The 14,569-nt window shown below is 63.2% G+C and carries 12 protein-coding genes; 10 read left to right on the top strand and 2 right to left on the bottom strand.

Annotated elements, in window-relative coordinates:
- The first annotated feature begins 48 nt into the window (after positions 1–48).
- From chvE to ACWKWX_RS20530, 4 genes are read left to right on the top strand one after another with little or no spacing between them, the layout of a single operon-like run.
- Entirely contained in the window at positions 49–1,119 is a 1,071-nt protein-coding gene (gene chvE, locus ACWKWX_RS20545) for a multiple monosaccharide ABC transporter substrate-binding protein (protein WP_416424098.1), read from the top strand.
- A complete protein-coding gene (gene mmsA / locus ACWKWX_RS20540) occupies positions 1,116–2,642 on the top strand; it encodes a multiple monosaccharide ABC transporter ATP-binding protein (RefSeq protein ID WP_473006570.1) in 1,527 nt (508 codons plus the stop codon). The genes chvE and mmsA overlap by 4 nt, the downstream gene beginning before the upstream one ends.
- Positions 2,639–3,829, top strand: a complete 1,191-nt coding sequence (mmsB, locus tag ACWKWX_RS20535; RefSeq protein ID WP_416424100.1) for a multiple monosaccharide ABC transporter permease — start codon at positions 2,639–2,641, stop codon at positions 3,827–3,829. Before mmsA ends, mmsB begins: the two co-directional genes overlap by 4 nt.
- Before the next feature lie 4 nt (positions 3,830–3,833).
- Positions 3,834–4,145, top strand: coding sequence for a Dabb family protein (locus ACWKWX_RS20530; RefSeq protein WP_416424101.1), 312 nt, complete (start codon positions 3,834–3,836; stop codon positions 4,143–4,145).
- Positions 4,146–4,402: 257 nt separating this feature from the next.
- Here ACWKWX_RS20530 and ACWKWX_RS20525 read toward each other — a convergent pair whose 3' ends face one another.
- Positions 4,403–4,870 (bottom strand): hypothetical protein, encoded by a 468-nt coding sequence (locus tag ACWKWX_RS20525; RefSeq protein ID WP_483828732.1) that lies wholly within the window; start codon positions 4,868–4,870, stop codon positions 4,403–4,405.
- A 297-nt stretch (positions 4,871–5,167) separates the two neighbouring features.
- On the opposite strand from ACWKWX_RS20525, the gene ACWKWX_RS20520 reads away from it, so the two are divergent.
- Positions 5,168–7,783, top strand: a complete 2,616-nt coding sequence (locus tag ACWKWX_RS20520; protein ID WP_483828731.1) for an Ig-like domain-containing protein — start codon at positions 5,168–5,170, stop codon at positions 7,781–7,783.
- 232 nt (positions 7,784–8,015) lie between these two features.
- On the opposite strand, the gene ACWKWX_RS20515 is transcribed toward ACWKWX_RS20520, so the two are convergent.
- On the bottom strand, positions 8,016–8,621 hold the full coding sequence (locus tag ACWKWX_RS20515) for a TetR/AcrR family transcriptional regulator (protein ID WP_483828730.1): 606 nt from the start codon (positions 8,619–8,621) through the stop codon (positions 8,016–8,018).
- 129 nt (positions 8,622–8,750) lie between these two features.
- Here ACWKWX_RS20515 and ACWKWX_RS20510 point away from each other — a divergent pair, with 129 nt between their 5' ends.
- The 5 genes from ACWKWX_RS20510 (at position 8,751) to ACWKWX_RS20490 (ending at position 14,501) form a co-directional block, all read left to right on the top strand.
- On the top strand, positions 8,751–9,977 hold the full coding sequence (locus tag ACWKWX_RS20510) for a serine hydrolase domain-containing protein (protein ID WP_483828729.1): 1,227 nt from the start codon (positions 8,751–8,753) through the stop codon (positions 9,975–9,977).
- Positions 9,978–10,002: 25 nt separating this feature from the next.
- Entirely contained in the window at positions 10,003–11,106 is a 1,104-nt protein-coding gene (locus ACWKWX_RS20505; protein ID WP_483828728.1) for a polyamine ABC transporter substrate-binding protein, read from the top strand.
- 144 nt (positions 11,107–11,250) lie between these two features.
- Positions 11,251–12,045, top strand: a complete 795-nt coding sequence (locus ACWKWX_RS20500; RefSeq protein WP_473006578.1) for a TorF family putative porin — start codon at positions 11,251–11,253, stop codon at positions 12,043–12,045.
- A 32-nt stretch (positions 12,046–12,077) separates the two neighbouring features.
- Positions 12,078–13,925, top strand: a complete 1,848-nt coding sequence (locus ACWKWX_RS20495; protein ID WP_416424108.1) for a CocE/NonD family hydrolase — start codon at positions 12,078–12,080, stop codon at positions 13,923–13,925.
- A gap of 9 nt (positions 13,926–13,934) precedes the next feature.
- Entirely contained in the window at positions 13,935–14,501 is a 567-nt protein-coding gene (locus ACWKWX_RS20490) for a DUF3237 domain-containing protein (protein WP_416424109.1), read from the top strand.
- Positions 14,502–14,569 lie beyond the last annotated feature (68 nt).

Below are 14,569 nucleotides of genomic sequence, written 5' to 3'. Positions count from 1 at the left end.
GGGGCTCTGCATGCCCGAGAAAACCACAACAACAAAGTCGAGGACGCCATGCATACATTCATCAAGGCCGCTGCTGTCGTGATACTGGGGGTGGCACTGGCCGCCTGCAACAAACAGGAAACCAACACCAAGGGCACCATCGGCATCGCCATGCCGTCGAAAACCGAGGCGCGCTGGGTGTCGGACGGTGCCAACATCGTCGACTCGCTCAAGCAGCTGGGCTACGACACCGACCTGCAATACGCCCAGTACGAGGCGCCCACGCAGCTGTCGCAAATCGAAAACATGATGGTCAAGGGCATCAAGGGCCTGATCGTCGCGCCCATCGACGGCACCACCATGGCCGACGTGCTCAAGCAGGCGAAGGAGAAGGGCATCAAGGTCATCAGCTATGACCGGTTGATCCGCAATTCCAAGGACTTCGACTACTACGTGACCTTCGACAACTACCGCACCGGTGTGCTGCAGGGCCAGTCCATCGTCGATGCGCTGCACCTGAAGGAAGGCAAGGGCCCGTTCAACCTGGAAATTTTCGCCGGCTCCACCGACGACAACAATGCCCACGTGGTGTACGCCGGGGTGATGTCGCAGCTCAAACCTTACATCGACAGCGGCAAACTGGTGATTCGCAGCGGCCAGCAGGCCATCGACAAAGTGGCCACGCCGAACTGGGACGGGGCCTTGGCCCAGGCGCGCATGGACAACCTGCTCAGTGCCTTCTACAGCACCGCGCACCTGGACGCCGTGCTGGCCATGAACGACCAGATCGCCAACGGCGTGGTGTCCTCGCTGCGCGGCGTGGGCTACGGCAGCGGCAAGGCAGCGATGCCGATCGTCACCGGCCAGGACGCCGAAGTGGGCAGCGTCAAGTCGATCATCCGCGGCGACCAGACCTCCACCGTCTTCAAGGACACCCGCGCGCTGGCCGGGGCTGCCGCGCAGATGATGGACGCCGAGCTCAGCGGCAAGGCGGTCAGCGTCAACGACACCACCTCCTATGACAACGGCTCCATGGTAGTGCCCACCCAGCTGCTGACGCCGCAACTGGTGAACGGCGGCAACTGGCAGAAAGTGCTGGTGGACGACACCAAGTTCTACACCCAGGCGCAGCTGCAATGATTCTGCAGATGCGCGACATCCGCAAAAGCTTCGGCGCGGTGAAGGCGCTGAGCGGTGTCAACCTCAAGGTGGGCGCGGGCGAGATCCACGCCATCTGCGGCGAGAACGGTGCCGGCAAGTCGACGCTGATGAAGATCCTCAGCGGCGTCTACCCCCACGGCAGCTTCGACGGTGAAATTATTTTCGACGGTGCACCGCGCACCTTCCAGCGCCTGCGTGACAGCGAGGCGCTGGGCATCTGCATCATCCACCAGGAGCTGGCGCTGGTGCCGATGCTGTCGATCACCGAAAACCTGTTCCTGGGCAACGAGATCGCCCACCACGGCGTGATCGACTGGGACGCGGCGCACCTCAAGGCCCGCGACCTGCTGGCGCGGGTGGGCCTGGACGCACGGCCGCAGACCCTGGTGGGCAACCTGGGCATCGGCCAGCAGCAAATGGTGGAAATTGCCAAGGCGCTGGCCAAGGACGTGCGCCTGTTGATCCTCGACGAGCCAACCGCCAGCCTCAACGAGAAAGACAGCGACACCCTGCTGCGGCTGATGCTGGAGCTGAAGGGGCGCGGCATCACCTCGATCATCATCTCGCACAAGCTCAACGAGATAGGCCGGGTGGCCGATGAGATCACGGTGATCCGCGATGGCAGCACCGTCGACGTCATCGACTGCCGCGCCGACGGCATCGACGAGGGCAGGGTGGTGCGCAGCATGGTCGGCCGCGAGCTGTCCGACCGCTACCCCACGCGCGTGCCGGCCCTTGGCGAGACGCTGTTCGAGGTGCGCGATTGGTCGGTGGGCGACCCCCAGCGGCCCGAGCGCGACCGCGTGCGCAACATCAACTTCCACGTGCGCCGCGGCGAAGTGGTGGGCATCGCCGGCTTGATGGGCGCCGGCCGCACCGAGTTCGCCATGAGCGTGTTCGGCCGTTCCTACGGTGTCAACGTGCGTGGCACGGCGCGTCTGGAGGGCCGCGAGGTGGACCTGGGCACTGTGCGCAAGGCCATCGACCAGGGCCTGGCTTACGCCACCGAAGACCGCAAGGGGGCCGGCCTGGTGCTGGGCGACAGCATCACCCACAACACCTCCATGGCCAACCTGGCCGCCGTGTCGCGGCGCTGGGTGATGAACGAACTGGGCGAGACGGCGGTGGCCGACGGCTTTCGCGCGCGGTTGCGTATTCGCAGCCCGGACGTGACCCAGTCGGTGGAAAAGCTCTCGGGCGGCAACCAGCAGAAAGTGGTACTGGGCAAGTGGCTGTTCTCCGACCCCAAGGTGCTGATCCTCGACGAGCCCACCCGCGGCATCGACGTGGGCGCCAAGTACGAGATCTACGGTGTGGTCAACCAGGTGGTCAGCGAAGGGCGCGCGGTGGTGATGATCTCTTCGGAGATGCCTGAACTGCTGGGCACCTGCGACCGCATCTATGTGATGAACGAAGGGCGTTTCGTGGGCGAGTTCCTCGCCGCCGACGCCTCGCAGGAAAAAATCATGCACGCAATCATGAAAAACGAGGTGATCCAATGAGTGAAGCCAGCCTGCCTCTCTCTTCCAAACCCGGCCCCCTGACCTCGTTCAAGCGCGGCGCGCGCGAATATGGCCTGCTGGTATCGCTGATTGTCATCATGGTGTTCTTCCAGGTGGCCACCGGCGGTGCGCTGATGCAACCGCTGAACCTCACCAACCTGCTGCTGCAGAACAGCTACATCGTGGTGATGGCGCTGGGCATGCTGATGGTCATCGTCTGCGGCCATATCGACCTGTCGGTCGGTTCGGTGGTGGGCGTGGTCGGCTCCATCGCCGCAGTGCTGATGGTGCAGTACCGCCTCGATTTCTTCACCGTTACCCTGATCTGCCTGCTGGCCGGTGCCTTGATCGGCGCAGCCCAGGGCTATTGGGTGGCGGTGTGGGGCATGCCGTCGTTCATCGTTACCCTGGCGGGCATGCTGATTTTCCGCGGCGCTACCATTGCCATCTCCCAGGGGCAGTCCATCGGCCCGTTCCCGCCGGCGTTCTCGGCCATCAGCTCAGGCTTCGTGCCGGAACTGTTCAGCCATGAACAGCTGCGCATCACCTCGCTGCTGCTGGGCATCGCCGTGGCCGTGGCGTTCTGGGTGATCGAATACCGCAGCCGCCTGCGTACCTTGAAAAGTGGCGGCAACGTGGCGCCGATGCTGGTGTTCGCCCTGAAAAACGGCGTGGTCACCGCGCTGATCGTGTACTTCTGCTACCTGCTGTCCACCTACCGTGGCATCCCCACGGTGCTGGTGATCATGAGCGTGCTGATTGGCCTGTACACCTTCATCATGAACCGCACGGTGATCGGCCGCTGGGTGTACGCGGTGGGCGGCAACCTCAAGGCGGCGCGGCTGTCGGGCATCAACACCGCGCGGGTGACCTTCTTCGCCTTCGTCAACATGGGCGTGCTGGCGGCGGTGGCGGGGCTGATCTTCGTCGCGCGCCTGAACAGCGCCACCCCGCGCGGCGGCACCGGCTTTGAACTGGACGTGATTGCCGCGGTGTTCATCGGCGGCGCCTCGGCCTCCGGTGGCGTGGGCAAGGTGGTGGGCGTGGTGATTGGCGCGTTCATCATGGGCGTGCTGAACAACGGCATGTCGATCATGGGCATCGGTATCGATTACCAGCAGATGATCAAGGGGGCGGTGCTGCTGGCCGCCGTGTTCGTGGATGTTTACCAGAAGAACAAGGGCTGAGGCCATGGATGACAAGACCGTCAAGCATATCGTGATGTGGAACCTGGCGGGGGACACCCCGGAGCGCAACCGCCAGGCCTGCCAGTTCCTCAAGGAGCAGTTCGAAGGGCTGGCGGGGTTGATTCCGGGGCTGCTGAAGATCGAAGTGGGGGTGGACTTCAGTCGTATCGACTACGCCTGCGACGTGGTGCTGTACAGCGAGTTCGCCTCGGCCCAGGCCCTGGCGGCCTACGCCACCCACCCCGAGCACCTGCGGGTAAAACGCGCCCTGGGCGACTGCCGCATCGCGCGGCACCAGGTGGATTACGTGGTGTGAACGTATGGGGCTGGCAGCATCACCCCTCGCGTATATCGCAGGACCCCTGTAGCAGCGGCCGCAGGCCGCGTCCAAAGGCACCGCGGTTGTCCGGACGCAGCCTGCGGCAGCTGCTACGCGGTAGTGGGCCGCGGCGCCAAGCCGTCGAACAGCATCTGCGTCATTTGCCGCACCTGCGCCTGGTGCGCGGTCAGGTCCGGTGGGTCTTCCGGCACCAGGCAGCAGTCCCGCCAACAGGCCGATGGTTGGTTGAGTGCTCAGTATTCCAAGGTGAAGTTGTCAAATGCACAATTGTAATTAACCTGGAACACAAGACGTACCATGTTGGGTTCCTGGATAATAGCTTGGTGCAGGTACATTGTACTCATGATAAAAGAGCTGACTATCTCATTGGCTGCGTTATAGGCGTAAACACGGCCTCCCGGGTGGCCACAGAAATAGTAAAATGAAACGCGTTGCTGGGGCGTGTGAAACGAGAGTTCTACAATATTTAGCCCTTCGTTTTCGACAAAAAGACTTTGCTCTCGCATATTCTCATGAGGGCCGTTCACCCAATGTGGCGTTTCTGCAATCCATAGCTTGTCATTGTTAGGAGCGGTTTGATAGCGATAGTGAATCGTGAAGCCAGGTAGCCTGAGAGGAAGGTTGGGGAGTATTTCCTGAGTTGCCAGGTTGTCGAATATTTCATGGAGGACGGTATTGGTTGAGTCACTGGGGATGTTCATGACACTGTAACTCCTGAAGGAAGTTGCGAGTCGACAGGGTAGGGCTCTTATCTTTTTCCGTCACCTGTTAGAAATGACAGTGGGTATAGTTTTTCAGTGAGCAGGAAGGTGTGTCTGATTTTACGCTTATGTAGCGCTGTAGAAAGGAAGGGGGATGTAATGGATGCAGTACTGGGCCAGGCAGTGGCTGCTGCGCCGACCGCATAAGGCCCCCGGCCCACCTGTCAGTTCTTACAGTTGTTGGACACCCGCCAATAGTGCCCAATCAGCGCTCCAGCTACTGCGGAGTTGCAGATCATGGTTTTCAATCCACTGCTACAAAAAAACCTGCCTTTAATCCACCCCAGAGTCCCCGGCCAGTCGACCGACAGTGGCACAACCCTGTCTGCCCCAGATCACAGTCCACGGACGTTACTCAAATTGGTGATTCCCGCCTCGCTGGACATCAACGAAACCTTGGGAGGCATTGGCCTGAATCTGGTGAGCCCGATTACCGGCTTGCTGGTGGTGGTCGAACCCTACGTCAATATGAAAGAAAATGATGAAATCAGGGTGTATTTCGACAATGTTCTGGTGTTGACCGACTTCGTGGTCGTTCCCGATGTCGCTGTCAACCTGCACATTCCCTACGGCACGTTTATGCCGGGCACCGACCAAACCATCTCCATCCATTACACCGTGACTCGTTCCGCGGACTCACCGGAGGAGGCACGGCCGCGGTTTTATCGGATCAAACTGACGCGCCCCGGCGGCATCGACCACGACCCTGCACCGCAGCACCAGAATCTGTTTGCACCCGTGCTGCCGTCGCACATCATCGACGACGGCGTCAGCGAGGCTGATGCCCAAGCCGGCTTCAAGGTCACCATCAGCCCCTATGAAAACATGGCCAGCTACGACGTCATCGACCTGCGCTGGAACGGTTTTGCACTGCAGCCACGAACGGTGCTCCCGGGCGAGGTGGGACGCCACATCGAGATCGACATTACCGCTGCGGTGATTGAGCACGGTGGTGACGGCCGGGACCTGATGGTTTTTTATCGGGTATACGACCAGGTCAACAATGTCTCGCAGGATACTGACGACCGGCACTGGTCGGTTATTACGCTTGTATTCGTGCACGCAAACGTGAATGCGCTGCCGGCGCCAACGGTACAGGAGGCCCCCGGAGGCGTGTTGCGGTTGGCCGAGTTGGGCATCAACGACGTGTACGTGTACGTGGAAACCTTCCTGCCAGGCTTTGTGCTGGGTGACCGGGTAGTGGTTCGGTGGCATGGGCAAACCTCAACGGGTCAGCCAGAGGCATTCGAACAGGCTTTGACGGTAGCCAACGTGCCGGGATTATTGACTTTCACGGTGCCCAATGCCAAGGCGGTGGCCATTGCTGGGGGGTATGCGTATGTTTCCTATGGGGTGCAGGATGCGGGAGGGACTACGCCAGCCAGACCGTCCAGGTACCTGCGGATTGACGTCATCGGCGAAGCCGTTGGGGAGCCGTGGCCAGCGCCGCTGATGCGTGATGCGACAGGCACCTCGGTTACCACGCTGAATCCTATCAAGCCGGGTACGAGCAATGAAGAAAACACCGCGACGCTCACGGTAACTGATGCGCGGCTAAAGATAGGCAATATGCTGGCCGGATTATGGACGGTGGCCGGAGCACCGCCGTCGTATATGCAATGGGTGTTCGTGACCATCGATGGGCAGGTACAGGCGGTGGTGCCGCGGGAGTTTCTTGCGGCGGCACTGGGCGAAGCCGTAAAGGTGGATTATGCGGTGTTTCGTAATGCCGGTGGGGAGGCGATTGGTACTTCCTTGCCCACGCCGTTGCAGGTGTTGGCGATAGCGCCGAGCGCATTGCCGCGCCCCACTATTCTGGAAGCAGGTGGCACGGATGAGTTGGACGTGTCGCAATTGACCGCGGATGCCACGGCTACGGTGGCGGCATGGCCGTTTATTGTTCCGTTGCTGCAGAAGTATTCGCTGGAGGCGACAGGAGTGTTGACGGACGGCACCAGTACGGTCATAACGCTGGCGAATAACCTGCCGGTGACTGCTTCAAGTGGGGTAACCCGGCCTATCCCAATTAGTCGCCTACGGGCGTTGCGCAACGGCAGTACCCTGACCTTGCGCATGCAAGTAGCAATAGAGGGTAGTGATGCTGGCGTTGTCAACTTCGTCATGCACGATTACCGCGTGCATACGCTGGCAGGTCCAGGGCTGGCTATTACATCCATTGTCGACCCCGAGGGCCGGCCGGTCGGGAACCCAGGCAGTACTTCAGCGACATCACTGATCCTCAGCGGTAGCGCCAGTCCCGGTCGACAAGTACAACTATTCGATGGGAGTGTTCCGTTAGGTATCGCCACGGTCAACGCCGATGGCACCTGGCACTTGACTGTGGGTGGGTTGTCAGTAGCGGTTCACGTGTTCACCGCAAGAGCGATGTATGGCGACAGCGAGGTATCCCCCCGTTGGACTGTAACAGTAAAAGAGCGGGCTCCGTCACTTCGCTGGGACTTCGAGTTTGATCTCGAGGGCTGGTATCCCTATTACCCTCCGGGAGTCAGGCTTGAACGGGTGAGCAGCCCAGAAGGCCATGCGTTGCATTTGGCTGTGGTCAACTTTAATGACTATGCCTCGATCGCCCTTGTGGATATAAATGTGATGGCCGGGGCTTATGAAGTTACCGTTCGTTACAAAACCGGCGAGGCAGGGGATGCGCTTCGTATTTTGTCCCCGCAGCAAGTTTTGATTGAGGCGCCAGGCTCCGTGCAATGGGCGACGTATACCGGGCGGGTGGATGTTAACTCGACGATCCGTTTGCTCTCCGCGTATGTAGTTGGAATTAATGAGGTTCGGCCACCCATAGAGTTTTCCATGGAGTATTTGGAGATCATCAGGGTGGAGTAGGCTGCGCAGGCAGCGGGACGTAGCAGCGGCTCTAGGCCGCGTCACGGGCGCCGCGCAGCTTCAGGCAGGACGCGGCGTGGTCGGACGTCATTAACTGGGCAAGACAGTTGCTGCCACGCCGCGCCCTTGTGGGAACGGGTTCTACCCGCGAAAAGGCGATCGCGTAATACCTGACGTCGCGCGGTTGCCTTTTCGTGGGGAGAGGCCATACCCATACCATACGCGGCTCCCATCATCGCGGCGCCAAGCCGTCGAACAGCATCTGCGTCATCTGCCGCACCCGCGCCTGGTGCGCGGTGAAGTCCGGTGGGTCTTCCTGTACCAGGCGCATGAACTGCATCGAGCTGTAGTCGTTGAGGAAGTACGCCACGAAGTCCACGTCGATGGCCTGGCTCAACAACTGGCGCGCCTGCAGGTCGTGCAGCAGCCGCGCTATCTCTTCCACCAGCCGCGCGTTCAGCGGCAGCACGGTCGCAGGCTTGGGCCCCACCAGCCCCAGCGGTAGCAGCTCGCGCCAGATGCTGGGCGGCAGCACCTGTAGTTCGTGCTGCACAATCAGCGCTTCCAGGTGGCACATGGCGTCCACGGCGTTATCGAACGCCGGCATCGATAGCTGCGCATCGTTGACGGCGCGCAGGTCGGCCTGTTCCACCACCGCCAGCAGAATGTCCTGCTTGCTGCCGAAGTAGTTGAACACCGTGGGGATCGACACCCCGGTGCGCTCGGCTATCTGCTCCACCGTGGTGGCGGCGAACCCCTGGTCGTCGAACAAACCCAGCGCCGCCTCGAGAATGGCTTCTCGCCGCTGCTGCTTCTGCCTTTCCCGCAATCCGCTCATGCCGTCTCCCGCACCCCGAAGGTTTAAGTGCTTGATTCTAATCGAAGGATTAGTCGAGGCAAATGTTTTATTTGACTAAAACGTTTTATCGCAATAAAACTATTCCCATCACGACAGAGGGAAGCGTTCATGAGCACCGATTTTCACCAGGCCTTGCGCAGCGCCTACGCTGCCACCGACGCCGAGCCGCACCCGGCGTTGATGCAGGGCTTTCCGCCGCAGCCAGCGGCGCGCGTCACCTGGCACAACTTCATGCAGCCGCCGTACAACCGCTGGGCGTTCCTGAACCTGGGCCGTATTCGCCCCAGCATCAGCGTTCCCCGTGGCCAGGCGCCGGCGCAACCGCTGCCCCAGGGCGAACCACGGCTTGAAAACTTTCAGTTTCACAGCGCCTCGGGGGCCAGCGTGGGCCTGCACGAGCACCTGTTGGCCAGTTGCACTGACGGCTGGCTGGTGATGAAGGCGGGGGCGGTGGTGCAGGAGCGCTATTTCAACGGCCACGCGCCCATGAAGCGGCACATCATGTTTTCGGTGACCAAGTCGCTGATCGGCCTGCTGGCCCAGGACCTGGTGCGCCAGGGCGTGCTGGTGGAGCAGGCGCTGGCCACGGCCTACGTGCCGGAGCTGGCCGGCAGCGCCTTCGGCGACGCCACGGTGCGGCAGCTGCTGGACATGGCGGTGGCCATCGATTACGACGAGGTCTACGACGACCCGCGCTCGGGCAGCTCGCAGTTCGGCTACGCCTGCGGCCTGACGCTGCCACCCGCCGACGTGCAGGCGGCCTATCAATCGCTGTACGAATACCTGCCCGCCACCCGCAAGAACGGCGAGCACGGCGGCTTCTTCCACTACGTCACCGCCACTACCGAGGCGCTGGCCTGGGTGATGGAGCGCGCCAGCGGGGTCAGCTGCGCCCAGCAGTTGAGCACGGTGTGGCAGGGCCTGGGCTGTGACCGCGACGGCTTCTTCATCGCCGACCCCTGGGGCCGCAACGTCGCCGGCGCAGGCTTCAACGCCACCCTGCGCGACATGGCCCGCTTCGGCGCCATGCTGCTGGCCGGCGGCCAGGGCCTGCTGCCGCGACAGGTGATTGACAACGTGCTGGCCGGCGGCGACCCGGCGGTGTACGCCGCCAACCCGGCGTTCGCCCAGTGGAGCCCCGGCGCCACCTACCGCAGCCAGTGGTACGTGTACCCCGGCGAGGCGCTGCTGGCGGTGGGCATCCATGGCCAGTACCTTTACGTGGATTTCAGCCGCCAGGTGGTCATCGTCAAGCAGTCCTCGCTGCCGGTGGCCGAGAGCGTGCTGGACGTCGACACCCTGCGCCTGATTCGGGCGCTGGCAACCGCGCTGTGACCCTGACCTTTGCTGGAGTCTTTCGATGAAACGCTTGTTATCCGCAAGCCTGGCCGGGCTGCTGTGCGCGGTGGCGGGGCTGGGCGCCCGGGCCGAACCCATCGGCGGCCAGCTGCGCATCTACAACTGGATCGAGTACCTGCCCAAGGACGTGCTTGAAGACTTCAGGCAGCGCACCGGCATCGAGGTGATCTACGACATCTTCGACAGCCCGCAGACCCTTGAAGCGCGGCTGCTGACCGGCAACTCCGGCTACGACGTGGCGTTCCCCAGCAGCAGCCAGCTGCCGACGCTGATCAACTCCGGGGCGGTGCTGCCGCTGGCCCGCCAGCAACTGCCGAACTGGCAGCAATTGGACCCTGTGCTGATGCACCAACGTGAAGGCCTGGACCCGGGCAACCGCTTCGCCGTGCCGTACCTGTGGGGCAGCACGCTGCTGGGCTACAACAAGGCCAAGGTCGAGGCGGTGCTGGGCAAGGGCGTGGACATGCGCGACTACGACCTGCTGTTCAAGCCCGAGAACATCGCCAGGCTCAGCCAGTGCGGGGTGGCCATCCTCGACAGCCCCAGCGAGGTGTTCCCCATCGCCCTGAATTACCTGGGCCTGAACCCCAGCAGCAGCAACCCTGCCGACTACGACAAGGCCACCGCGCTATTGCAGGCGATACGCCCGTACGTGCGCTACTTCAACTCGGCCAAGTACCCGCAGGATTTGGCCAATGGCGATATCTGCGTGGCCCTGGGCTGGTCGGGCGGCATGCTGGCGGCGCGCAACATGGCCAAGGCGGCGCACAACGGCAATGACATCGGCCTGGCCTTGCCACGCCAGGGCACGCTGATGTGGTCGGACGACATGGTCATTCCCAAGGGCGCGAAGAACCTGGTGCAGGCCCATGCCTTCATGGATTTCCTGCTACAGCCTGCGGTGATCGCCCGCGTCAGCAACGAGATCGGCTACCCCAACCCCAACCCGGCCAGCACGCCGCTGATAGACCCGGCGTTGCGCGCCGAGGAAAACCTGTTCGTGCCGGACAAGGACCGCGGGCTGCTGTTCCAGATAGAGCCGCCGTCGCTGAAGGTGCAGCGCCTGATCACGCGCTTGTGGAACCGCATCCGCTCGGACGTCTGACCCCGTTCACCCGTTAACCAGCACGGCCGGCTCCCCGAGCACGGCCCGGGCACCGCTGCACCCGCAACATTCACACACCAAAAACAAAACAGCTGTCGCTTGAACTTTTCTGCCATTTCAAACAAAACAACGGAGCAGAAGTACATGAACAAGTGGGTATTCGTGGCCGTGGGGCTCGCCAGTGCGAGCTGCACGTTGCCAAGCCAGGCCTTTGACCTGACCCCGGAGGTGATGCTCAACGTCGACGCCACCGCCGCCAGTGACTACCGGGTGGGCGGTTTCTCGCTGACCCAGGGCAACCCGGCGCTGTTGACCGCGGCCACCCTGGTGCACAAGCCCAGCGGGCTATTCGCCGGGGTGTTCACCACCAACGTCGATTTCGGCACGGCCACGCGCCGGGAGTTCGACTACTACGCCGGCATTGCCCGGCCCCTGAGCCAGAACACACGCTTTTCCCTGGCCTACGTGGCCTACGACTACCCCAAGGACAGCTGGGTGAACTTCAACGAATGGATCGGCACGTTCGGCGTCTACGGCGCCACGCTGGGCTTCAAGTATTCCAGCAACCTGCAGAACCCGCCGGCGCGCCAGGCCCTGGCCGCGCAGCTGGCGCCCTATGGCGTGGTGATCAAGCCGCGCGACAACGACCGCTTCATCACCTGGGTGGAATACAACGTGCCGCTGCCGTACCAGACCCTGCTCAACCTGCGCTACGGCTACACCGACACCCACGATGACCAGGCCTACCAGGCCGGCGACGGCTCGTTCCGCAGCACCTACCGCGACTGGGGCGTGTCGCTGAGCAAGCCGTTCCTGGGCCTGCTGTGGAAGGCGGCCTACATCGATACCGACCTGTCCAGGGCCGAATGTTATTCGGCGTTCGGCAGCGCCGGCGACTGTTCCGCCACGGTGGTCGCGTCCGTGACCAAATCCTTTTGAGCCGTCTTTCACTGTGCAGGTCGAGGCCTTCCATGTTCGCGAAAAAATTCAATCACATCACCTGTGCGCTGGCCCTGTCGCTGCTGGCAAGCGTGGCCGTGCAGGCCGCCGAACCCGGCGCCCAGGAGGGGCCGGCGCGCAGCTGGCAGCCGTTCTGGGGCAAGCGCGTGACCGGCTACCTGGCCGCCGCCGACGGCACCCAGCTGCGCTATTCGGTGCTGCTGCCCAAGGGCGAGGGGCGCTTCCCGGTGGTGGTGCGCTACAGCGGTTATGACTCGGGCAGCATCGGCGGCCCGGCGTACCTGCACGACAACGAAACCTTCTCGGTGGCCACCGACAAGCAACTGGTGGAGCAGGGCTACGCGGTGATGGGCGTGCAGGCCCGTGGCACCGGCTGCAGCCAGGGCACCTTCGATTTCCTGGGCCCGGCCTATGGCCTGGACGGCCGCGACGCGGTGGAGTTCGCCGCCGCGCAGCCCTGGTCCAACGGCGACATCGGCATGTTCGGCTGGTCGTGGTCGGGCATGTCGCAGTTGATGACGGCCGCCGCCCAGCCACCGCACCTGAAGGCCATCGCCCCGGGCATGGTGATCGGCGATGCGCGCAGCGACAGCTGGGCGCCGGGCGGGGTGCCGAACCAGGCGTTCACCACCTCGTGGCACTGGTTCGTGGACATGCGCTGGGACGCGGTGAAGGCCAGCGCCAAGGCCGAAAACGATGAGCGCTGCCTGGCCCAGGTCACCCAGAACCAGGCCAAGGTGGTCAGCACTTCATTGATGTACAACCTGCTGCGCCACCCGCTGCGCGACGCCTGGGCCAACCAGCGCAGCCCGCGCGAGCAGGCCGCGCGCATCAAGGTGCCGGTGCTGTCCATGCACAGCTGGCAGGACGAGGCCGTGCTGGCCCGCGAGGGCTATTACCAGGAGCGCCTGGACCCCAACCAGCTGTGGCTGGTGGAGTCCAGCGGCGGCCACAACCTGTATGAGTCGGAGCGCTTCCGGCAGAAGCTGATCGCCTTCCTCGATCACTTCGTCAAAGGCAAGGCCAACGGCTTCGAGCACACCCCGCGCGTGGAGGTGTGGCAGGAAACCGTGGCCGACAAGCGCGACGGCGGCCGCCATGAACCCAATGAAACCGCGCGGCCAGGCTGGACCATCGAGCGCGACCATTTCCCCCTGGCGGTGCAGCCGGTGACCTTCGCCCTGGGCGAGCACGGCAGCCTGGTGGAGCACGGGCAGGGCGGCGGTGCCCCGGACAGCTACAACTACCCCATCCCCGGCCCGGAGGTGAACACCTACCTAAACGACAACGCCTGGGGCGCGCAGCACCCGGTGTGGAAGCAGGGCAGCCTGGCCTACACCAGCGCACCGCTGCAGCGTGACCTGCTGACCTACGGCACCGCCAGCGCCGACCTGTGGCTGACCACCTTCCTGGCGCCGGACACCGACCTGCAGGTGACCGTCACCGAAGTGCGCCCCGACGGCCAGGAGGTGTTCGTGCAGCGCGGCTGGCTGCGCATGTCCCTGCGCAAGCTGGATGAGGCGCGTTCCACCGCGCTGCGCCCCTGGTTGCTGGACGACCCGGACGGCATCCAGCCGATGCTGCCCAACGTGCCCGCCCTGGGCCGGGTGGAAATACCGCCGTTCTCGCACCCGTTCCGCAAGGGCTCGCGCCTGCGCCTGTGGGTGGACACGCCGTCCGGCACCGGCGGCTATGGCTTCGATTACTTCTCCATCCCCAGCCGCAACAGCGTGCTGCACGACGCCGCGCACCCTTCGCGCCTGGTGCTGGGTGAACTCACCGGGGTAGCAGTGCCAGCGGCCCGGCCGGCCTGTGGCGCGCTGCTCAAACAACCTTGCCGTCCCGACCCTTTGAACTGAGGAAATACAATGCTTACTACTTTCAAGACCCTGACCGGCATCGCCTTCGCGGCTGCCCTGGCTGCGCCGTCCATGGCGGCTGAACTCAAGGAACGTATTCCTGACCGCCTGACCCACGAGCTGGTGATGCAGATCGACGTCCAGCTCGGCCCCCAGGAAGACATGGGCAAGGGCCCGGACGGCGCGCGCATCAACTACCCGATCATCGGCGGCACCTTCACCGGCAAGGGCATGAAGGGCACCGTGGTGCCGGGCGGCGCCGACATGTCGGTGACCCGCGACGACGGCGTCACCCACATCAACGCCCTGTACCGGCTCAAGACCGACGACGGCCAGGTGATCATCATCAACAACGCCGGCATCTGGCGTCTCAACGAGTCGGGACTGGCGAAAAAGGCCAAGGGCCTTGCGATCAAGGATATGCAGGAGAGTGATTTCTACTGCCGCACCGTGCCGTCGTTCAAGACCGCGCCGGGGGCCCATGCGTGGCTGAACGACTACATCTTCACCGGCACCATCGATGGCATCAGCGAGCATGAAGTGCTGATCAGCGTGTACCGCGTGGGGGGCCAGTAACGTCCCGGACGCGGCCTGCGGCCGCTGCTACAGGGGATGTGAAACACCGTTGTGGGAGCTGGCTTGCC

The sequence above is a fragment of the Pseudomonas imperatae genome (genome assembly GCF_057128625.1).
This window is presented reverse-complemented; position numbering and strand designations above follow the sequence as displayed.

Bases quoted from the DNA above. Each gene is read 5' to 3' on its own strand.
- chvE (WP_416424098.1), top strand. From the start codon at position 49: ATGCATACATTCATCAAGGCCGCTGCTGTCGTGATACTGGGGGTGGCA.
- mmsA (WP_473006570.1), top strand. From the start codon at position 1,116: ATGATTCTGCAGATGCGCGACATCCGCAAAAGCTTCGGCGCGGTGAAG.
- mmsB (WP_416424100.1), top strand. From the start codon at position 2,639: ATGAGTGAAGCCAGCCTGCCTCTCTCTTCCAAACCCGGCCCCCTGACC.
- ACWKWX_RS20530 (WP_416424101.1), top strand. From the start codon at position 3,834: ATGGATGACAAGACCGTCAAGCATATCGTGATGTGGAACCTGGCGGGG.
- ACWKWX_RS20525 (WP_483828732.1), bottom strand. From the start codon at position 4,870: ATGAACATCCCCAGTGACTCAACCAATACCGTCCTCCATGAAATATTC.
- ACWKWX_RS20520 (WP_483828731.1), top strand. From the start codon at position 5,168: ATGGTTTTCAATCCACTGCTACAAAAAAACCTGCCTTTAATCCACCCC.
- ACWKWX_RS20515 (WP_483828730.1), bottom strand. From the start codon at position 8,621: ATGAGCGGATTGCGGGAAAGGCAGAAGCAGCAGCGGCGAGAAGCCATT.
- ACWKWX_RS20510 (WP_483828729.1), top strand. From the start codon at position 8,751: ATGAGCACCGATTTTCACCAGGCCTTGCGCAGCGCCTACGCTGCCACC.
- ACWKWX_RS20505 (WP_483828728.1), top strand. From the start codon at position 10,003: ATGAAACGCTTGTTATCCGCAAGCCTGGCCGGGCTGCTGTGCGCGGTG.
- ACWKWX_RS20500 (WP_473006578.1), top strand. From the start codon at position 11,251: ATGAACAAGTGGGTATTCGTGGCCGTGGGGCTCGCCAGTGCGAGCTGC.
- ACWKWX_RS20495 (WP_416424108.1), top strand. From the start codon at position 12,078: ATGTTCGCGAAAAAATTCAATCACATCACCTGTGCGCTGGCCCTGTCG.
- ACWKWX_RS20490 (WP_416424109.1), top strand. From the start codon at position 13,935: ATGCTTACTACTTTCAAGACCCTGACCGGCATCGCCTTCGCGGCTGCC.